Consider the following 6,812-nt stretch of genomic DNA (forward strand, 5'->3'; position numbering starts at 1 on the left):
GACCGCCCTTTCGGGGACGGTCCCTCTCCGCGTCTCAGCGCTCGCGCGCGACCGCGCGGGTCGCGAAGGCCTCGACCGCGTTGACGACCGCCTCGAAGCGGGGCGAGTGGAACAGGTCGAAGCCGTGGTGGCCTCCGGGCAGCTCGGCGTAGCGCACCGGTCGGGTCGAGACCGCCTGCAGGCCTTCGGCGAAGCGCCGCGCTCCTGCGGGATGGACGACGGTGTCGTTGCCGCCGTGGACGATCAGGAACGGCGGGGCGTCGGGACGGGCGTGGGCCAGGGGGTCGCTCTCGGGGTCGCCGTCGAAGTAGGCGCCGTAATAGCCGCCGAGACCGACGACGGCGGACACCGAGGTGTCGACGTCCTCGAAGCCCGGCTGGAACCGCGGATGGCCGGGCGTGAGCGCCGCCAGCGCCGACATGTGCGCGCCCGCCGAGGAACCGGAGAGGACGATCCGGTCGGGGTCGGCCCCGTAGGCGCGGCCGTGCTCGCGGACCCAGGCGATGACGCGCTTGGCGTCGGTGAGGTGGTCCTCGAAGCCTGCGTCGGGCCGCAGCCGGTAGTTGGCGCTGATGGTGATCCAGCCTTGGCCGGCGAGGCGGTGGAGGAGCGGCCGGGACTGGGAGCTCTTGTGGCCGGTCGTGTAGTAGCCGCCGTGGAAGTGGATGAGGACGGGCGCGCCGGCGGGGGCCGAGCGGTGGCGGTAGAGATCGAGGAGGTTCTGCTTTCCGGCGGGGCCGTAGGCGATGTCCGCGATCTTCTCGATGGAGCGGGACTGAAATGCGAAGGGACGCAATACGAGTCGCCACATGGGCGGGCGCGGGCCGATGCGGAGGTCGCCCATCGCGTCCTGCATGACGGTCTGGGTTCGCATGCCGCGCCACAGGGTCAGGGTCGCGCAGGCCGCGCCGAGCACGGCGGCGGCGATCGCGACCGGCGACGCGAGACTGCCGTCGGTGTAGGCGAGGGCGGTGCTGGCAGCGAATGCCGCGGCGGCGAGGAACGGCAGTTCGACGACGGTGATGCTGGCGAAGAAGACGGCCGTGGCGGGCCCGATCGGCATGCGCGGCAACCGCAGTGCGGGGATGGCGATAATGGCGACGCCGACGAGGTAGCCCCAGGGGATGTTCATCGCCGCACCAAGCCCGTGATCACGATGGTGCCGGTGAGGACGTGCATGCCCATGAGGACGAGCATCGCGGCGGTCGTCGCGGCGGCGAGCGGGCCGGTGAGCGAGAAAGCGAGTACGGCGGCGGCGACGATCGACCACACGAGTGCGGCTCGGGCCGTGAACCGCTCGAGGACCGCGAGGAGCCCCCAGGCGGCGAGGCCGGCGATGAGGGCGGCGGCGGCGACCAGGGCGGGGCCGACCGTGAGCGGGGTGCCGGCCTGGTCGACCGTGAGGTCCACGCCGCCGAGCGGAACGGCGGCGGTCCAGAGGAGGAGTGCCGCGGCCGGGGCGGCGAGGACGGTGAGGAGTCGGCGGGTTCGTGTTTGCATGTGGACCAGTCTCGTTGCGGCCGAGGGGTTCGCGCCTCGGTCCGGAAGCCGTGCTCTCCCCTCCCGGGGCAGGGGCCGTCTCCTACTTTCGGAGGTGATGGGCCGGGCCTTGGCGCGGCTAGCATGTGGCCGTGACCGAGCGCCGAAAACCCCGTCCTGCCGAAGTGGTGTCCCTGGTCGGCGGCATCGCCGTGCTGACCGCGCTGTCGATGTGGTCGCGCACCGACTTGGGGCCCTTGGACTTCGCGGTCGCGGCGCTGTGTGTCGGGGCCGCGTACCTGCAGGCGTGGCGGCCCGTCGCCGGGGCCCTCGCCGCGACCGTGCTCGCCGTGCTCTCCCCCGTGGCCACGCCCGCGGCGACTTCGGGGGCGCTCCAGGCGGCGTGGCGGGGGCGGTTCCGGCCGGCCGCGTTGGTGGCGGTCGCCGGGGTCGCCGCGCATCTGCTGCAGTGGATCTGGCATCCGAATCCGGCGCTCTCGTTCGGCTGGTGGGCGCTCCTCGTCACCGTCGCGTACGGTGCGCTGCTCGGCTGGGGTGCGTTGGCCCGCAACCGGAGTGAGCTCCTGTGGTCGCTGCGGGAGCGCGCCGAGCGGGCCGAGGCCGAGCAGGGCCGCCGCGTGGCCGAGGCCCGTGCGGCCGAGCGCCGGGCGCTCGCCCGGGACATGCACGACGTGCTCGCGAACCGGCTCTCGCTCGTCGCCACGTACGCGGGCGCGCTCGAGTTCCGGCCCGACTCGCCGCCTGAGAAGGTCGCCGTGGCCGCCGGGGTGATCCGCGAAGGCGTGCACCAGGCCCTCGAAGAGCTGCGGCAGGTGATCGGGCTCCTCCGTGTGGACGAGGACGCGTCCGCGAGCGGGCCCGTCACGACCGCCGACTTCGAGAAGCTGATCGAGGAGTCAAGGGCCGCAGGACAGGTCATCGAGGCTCGCACGGACTTCGCCGCGGACACGCTGCCGCCCACGATCGGCCGCACCGCGTTCCGCGTCCTCCAAGAGGGACTGACGAACGCCCGCAAGCACGCCGCCGGGCACCCCGTCGAGGTGGCGCTGAGCGGCGAACCGGGCGCCGACCTCGTCATCGAGCTCGCGAATCCCCTTCCCGCGCAAGGCGACGGCCCGACCGTGCCCGGCAGCGGCCTGGGCCTGGTCGGACTCACCGAGCGGGTCCGCCTTGCCGGCGGGGAGCTCGATCACGGAGGCAGTTGCGGCCGCTTCCAGTTGCGGGCCCGGATACCATGGCCGGCGTGATCCGTGTACTCCTGGTCGACGACGACGCCCTGGTCAGGGCCGGGCTGTCGCTCATGCTCGACGGGACCGCGGACATCGCCGTCGTCGCCGAAGCGGGCGACGGCCGCGAGGCGGTCGCCGCCGCCGACGCCCACCATCCCGACGTCGTCCTGATGGACCTCCAGATGCCGCACGTCGACGGCATCACCGCCACCCGGCGCCTCCGGGCCCGGCCCGGCGCGCCCGAGGTGATCGTCCTGACCACCTTCGACACCGACGAGAACATCGTCCACGCCCTCCGCGCCGGGGCGAGCGGCTTCCTGCTCAAGGACACGCCGCCCGCCCAGATCGCGGACGCGGTCGCCCGCGTCGCCGCCGGGAACCCGATGCTCTCCCCCGGGGTCATGCGCCGGCTCATGGACCGCACGGTCGCGCAGACCGGCGCCTACGAGCGCGCCCGCACGGCCCTCGCCGCGCTGACCCCGCGCGAACACGATGTGGCCGTGGCGATCGCGAACGGGCGGTCCAACGCGGAGATCGCCCGCGCGCTGCTCATGAGCGTCACCACCGTCAAGTCGCACGTCTCGAGCATCCTCACGAAGCTCGACCTGGACAACCGGACGCAGATCGCGCTCCTCGCCCACGACGCCGATCTGGTCTAGGCGAGGTCCGCGAGGTCCTCGTCCGTGAGGCCGCGGGCGACCGCAGTGCGGTCGTCCTCAACGTCGCCTCCCTGGCCGGCTCATGTCGCTGCGAGCCTATTTGGGCGCGTCGGCGACCTCGATGTCGAAGTCGAAGGCGGTGCCCTCGATGCTCGTGACGGTGATGGTGACCTCGTACACCGATTCGCCGTCGATCAGGTCGCAGTAGGTCTGGCGGCCTTCGTAAATGATGATGTCGATGCCGTCGCCGCAGTCGATCTCGGGCCGCATGCCGACCTGCTCCTCCAGCGCGTCCGCGGCCGCGGAGGCGAGGTCTTCGGCGGGGATCTCGAGCCCGGCCTCGTCGGCGGGCGGCGCCGCGGAGGAGGTCTCTTCTGCGGCGGATTCGGCGGCCTCGCCTCCGTTGGGCTCGGCGGCGACCTGCACGTCGATACCGGAGACGGTGGGCCCGGCCTCCGCGCTGCACGCGGCGAGTCCCAAGGCGGCGAGGGCGACGGGCAGGACGGCCGTGTATCGGATGGGCACAGTGGGGCCTCTTTCGATCGATGGGGAAGTCACCGCCCATTCTTTCCGCGGACGCCTCGGTTCGCGAGGCGGAAGATCGGCGGGATCAGGCTCGCGGCGCTTCGCCCTCAGATCCGTTGCCCGGCATCCCGTCTGGGGTAGCCCTCGGCGTGCAGCCTCCGGGTGCGGGCGATGTCGATGCTCGCACGCTGCATCGTCCCGTCCGCGTAGCCGCCGCCCACGACGACCGCGATGATCACCACCGGCATCAGGATCATGCGCACGAGCATGGCCCACGGGCCCTTCGGGCCGATCCGGCCGCCGTCGCTGAGCCGCACCAGCCGCGTGCCGGTGCACAGCGCGCCGAGGGCGCGGCCGTTCCGGTACCACAGGCCGCACACGAGCGGGGCGACGAGCACCCACACGATCACGGCGAGCCCGAGCACGCCGTTGCCCAGGTCGAGGGCCTGGCCCAGCCCGCCCAGGAGGACGGCCCCGGTGAGGGCGAGGGCCAGGTACGTCACGAAGTCGATCAGCCAGGCGAAGCAGGTCGCCCATCCGCCGGCCGGGACGTAAGGGGTGCCGTTGCGGAACGTCTCGATCTTGTCTGCTCCCATGACGGGACACTATCGCCCGGCCGCCGCCCGCGATCACCTCCATGATCCCGTTGACCTGCGCGAGTAGGCGGTTCGACGGATCGCCTCCGGGATTCCCGCCGCCATCCCGCCGGTCCCCCGCCGGAATCGCGGCCTCGTGCCGCCGGCGCGAGCGGTGCCCGACCCCCGGAAACGCGAAAACAGTACCGGCCCGAAGACCGATGGGCGCTGAGCCGACGCTTGTCCGACGAATCCAAGAGCGCCATCGTGACCGCGTGCCATGAGCGGTGCCGAGCAGGACGCCGCGGCAGTGCCCGATCCCTTCGTCCTGGTAGTGCCGGAGCGGAGTGAGGATCCCCGACAACACATCGGTGAACGCGCGTTCCCCTGCCAAGCGCGTGGCGGTGCGATACCGACAAGAGGAGCGGCCGGTCCAGCCATTGACTAAACATCGATACTTCTCTATAGTTCGAAACGCCGGAAGAACATCAGATGTTTCCGAACGAAGCTGTGATGTGTGAGCGATAACAAGTAGTTCCCGTGCCCCCGTCCGGCGGGGAGGGCCCGATTTCTCGATCCTGTCCCGCTGGACCCGAGGCATTGCCGCGCTCGCGGCGGCCTTCGCTGACTGACCGATCCGGCACCCGTCAGTCCGCGATCGCCCGGTCCCACCCGTAGCAACGGACCCGCATATCCATGACCCGACGAACCTCGAAGAAGGAGGCCATCATGGCCTGGATGGAAAACCCCAAGAGCCGCAGGCGGATGCTCATCGGCGGAGCCGGCGTGCTCGCCGGGGCCGCCGCCGCGACCGTACTCAACCCGTTCACCAACGCGGCTGCAGCCGCCACGGTCGACACCTCCGCCTGGTATGTGCTGGTGAACCGCAACAGCGGCAAGGCCCTGGACGTCAGCGGTGCGTCCACCGCAGACGGGGCCCTGGTGCAACAGTGGACCCGCACGAGCGCCAACAACCAGCAGTTCCAGTTCGTGGACGCCGGCGGCGGCTACTACCGGATCAGGGCGCGGCACTCGGGCAAGGTGCTCGACGTCTCCAGCTGGTCGACCGCCGACGGTGCCGCCATCCACCAGTGGACCGACACCGGCGGTGCCAACCAGCAGTTCCGGCTGGCCGACTCCGGCGGCGGCTACGTCCGGTTGATCAACCGCAACAGCGGCAAGGCGGTCGAGGTCCAGGGCGCGGCGACCAACGACGGCGCAAGCGTCGTGCAGTACAGCGACTGGGGCGGCGCCAACCAGCAATGGCAGCTCGCCCTCGTCGACGGCGGCAGCGGCGCCTGCGCCCTTCCGTCGACGTACCGCTGGACATCGACGGGCCCGCTCGCACAACCGAAGAACGGGCAGGTCGCGCTCAAGGACTTCACCGCCGTCCGCTACAACGGCCAGTACCTCGTCTACGCGACGACGCACGACGCCGGAACCGCCTGGAACTCGGTGGTCTTCAGCCCCTTCACCAACTGGTCCGACATGGCCTCGGCCGGCCAGACCAGGTTGACGAGCTTCAACCCGGTGGCCCCGACGCTGATCTACTTCGCGCCGAAGAACATCTGGGTGCTCGCCTACCAGTGGGGCTGGCCGTACAAGTTCTCCTACCGCACGTCGACCAACCCCGCCGACCCCAACAGCTGGGGCCCGCACCAGGAGCTCTTCAACGGGCAGCTTCCCGTGAACAACCCCATCGACCAGACCCTCATCGCCGATGACCAGAACATGTACCTGTTCTTCGCCAACGACGAAGGCCAGATCTACCGCGCCAGCATGCCCCTCGGTAACTTCCCGAGCAGCTTCGGCACGAGCTACCAGCTCGTCATGAGCGACACGAAGGCGAACCTGTTCGAGGCGGTCGAGGTCTACAAGGTCCAGGGCCAGAACCAGTACCTCATGATCGTCGAGGCCATGGGCAGCCGGGGTCGCTACTTCCGCTCGTTCACGGCCACCAGCCTGAACGGCACGTGGACGCCGCAGGCCGCGACGGAGAGCAACCCCTTCGCGGGCAAGGCCAACAGCGGTGCCACGTGGACCAACGACATCAGCCACGGCGATCTGGTGCGCACCAACCCCGACCAGACCAAGACCATCGACCCCTGCAACCTGCAGTTCCTCTACCAGGGACGCGACCCCAGCTCTGACGGCATGGACTACGGCCTCCTGCCCTACCGCCCGGGTCTGCTGACCCTGCAGCGCTAACGGCACAGCGCAGGTCCGGCTCGGGTGTTCCTGAGCCGGCGGGGGGGGGGGGGGGGGGGGGGGGGGCCCCCCCCCCCGCGGGGCCCCCCCCCCCCCGCCGCCGCGCGGGGCCGACC

7 protein-coding genes are annotated in these 6,812 nt (G+C 71.1%); 3 read left to right on the forward strand and 4 right to left on the reverse strand.

The annotated features are described in order from the left end of the window. Window positions 1-34: 34 nt before the first annotated feature. Complete coding sequence (locus O2L01_RS10610; protein ID WP_270121902.1) at window positions 35-1,132, reverse strand: alpha/beta hydrolase; 1,098 nt, start codon at window positions 1,130-1,132, stop codon at window positions 35-37. After that, window positions 1,129-1,500 (reverse strand): DUF6069 family protein, encoded by a 372-nt coding sequence (locus O2L01_RS10615; RefSeq protein WP_270121903.1) that lies wholly within the window; start codon window positions 1,498-1,500, stop codon window positions 1,129-1,131. Before O2L01_RS10615 ends, O2L01_RS10610 begins: the two co-directional genes overlap by 4 nt. Window positions 1,501-1,631: 131 nt before the next feature. Here O2L01_RS10615 and O2L01_RS10620 point away from each other — a divergent pair, with 131 nt between their 5' ends. Further along, window positions 1,632-2,747: a sensor histidine kinase gene (locus O2L01_RS10620; protein ID WP_270121904.1), complete on the forward strand. Its 1,116-nt coding sequence runs from the start codon at window positions 1,632-1,634 to the stop codon at window positions 2,745-2,747. Next, on the forward strand, window positions 2,735-3,388 hold the full coding sequence (locus O2L01_RS10625; protein ID WP_270121905.1) for a response regulator: 654 nt from the start codon (window positions 2,735-2,737) through the stop codon (window positions 3,386-3,388). Before O2L01_RS10620 ends, O2L01_RS10625 begins: the two co-directional genes overlap by 13 nt. Window positions 3,389-3,484: 96 nt before the next feature. Here the strand turns inward: O2L01_RS10625 and O2L01_RS10630 are convergent, their stop codons facing one another. Together O2L01_RS10630 and O2L01_RS10635 are read right to left on the reverse strand one after the other, a co-directional pair. Beyond that, entirely contained in the window at window positions 3,485-3,913 is a 429-nt protein-coding gene (locus O2L01_RS10630; RefSeq protein WP_270121906.1) for a hypothetical protein, read from the reverse strand. Between the two features lie 107 nt (window positions 3,914-4,020). Further along, window positions 4,021-4,509, reverse strand: coding sequence for an RDD family protein (locus O2L01_RS10635; protein WP_270121907.1), 489 nt, complete (start codon window positions 4,507-4,509; stop codon window positions 4,021-4,023). A 717-nt stretch (window positions 4,510-5,226) separates the two neighbouring features. On the opposite strand from O2L01_RS10635, the gene O2L01_RS10640 reads away from it, so the two are divergent. Then, window positions 5,227-6,696, forward strand: coding sequence for a non-reducing end alpha-L-arabinofuranosidase family hydrolase (locus tag O2L01_RS10640; protein WP_374727672.1), 1,470 nt, complete (start codon window positions 5,227-5,229; stop codon window positions 6,694-6,696). Window positions 6,697-6,812 lie beyond the last annotated feature (116 nt).

The organism is Glycomyces lechevalierae (genome assembly GCF_027622945.1).
Lineage (GTDB): Bacteria > Actinomycetota > Actinomycetes > Mycobacteriales > Micromonosporaceae > Glycomyces > Glycomyces rutgersensis.

Coding starts and splice junctions, on each gene's coding strand:
- O2L01_RS10635 (WP_270121907.1), bottom strand. CDS start 4,509: ATGGGAGCAGACAAGATCGAGACGTTCCGCAACGGCACCCCTTACGTC.
- O2L01_RS10610 (WP_270121902.1), bottom strand. CDS start 1,132: ATGAACATCCCCTGGGGCTACCTCGTCGGCGTCGCCATTATCGCCATC.
- O2L01_RS10615 (WP_270121903.1), bottom strand. CDS start 1,500: ATGCAAACACGAACCCGCCGACTCCTCACCGTCCTCGCCGCCCCGGCC.
- O2L01_RS10625 (WP_270121905.1), top strand. CDS start 2,735: ATGGCCGGCGTGATCCGTGTACTCCTGGTCGACGACGACGCCCTGGTC.
- O2L01_RS10640 (WP_374727672.1), top strand. CDS start 5,227: ATGGAAAACCCCAAGAGCCGCAGGCGGATGCTCATCGGCGGAGCCGGC.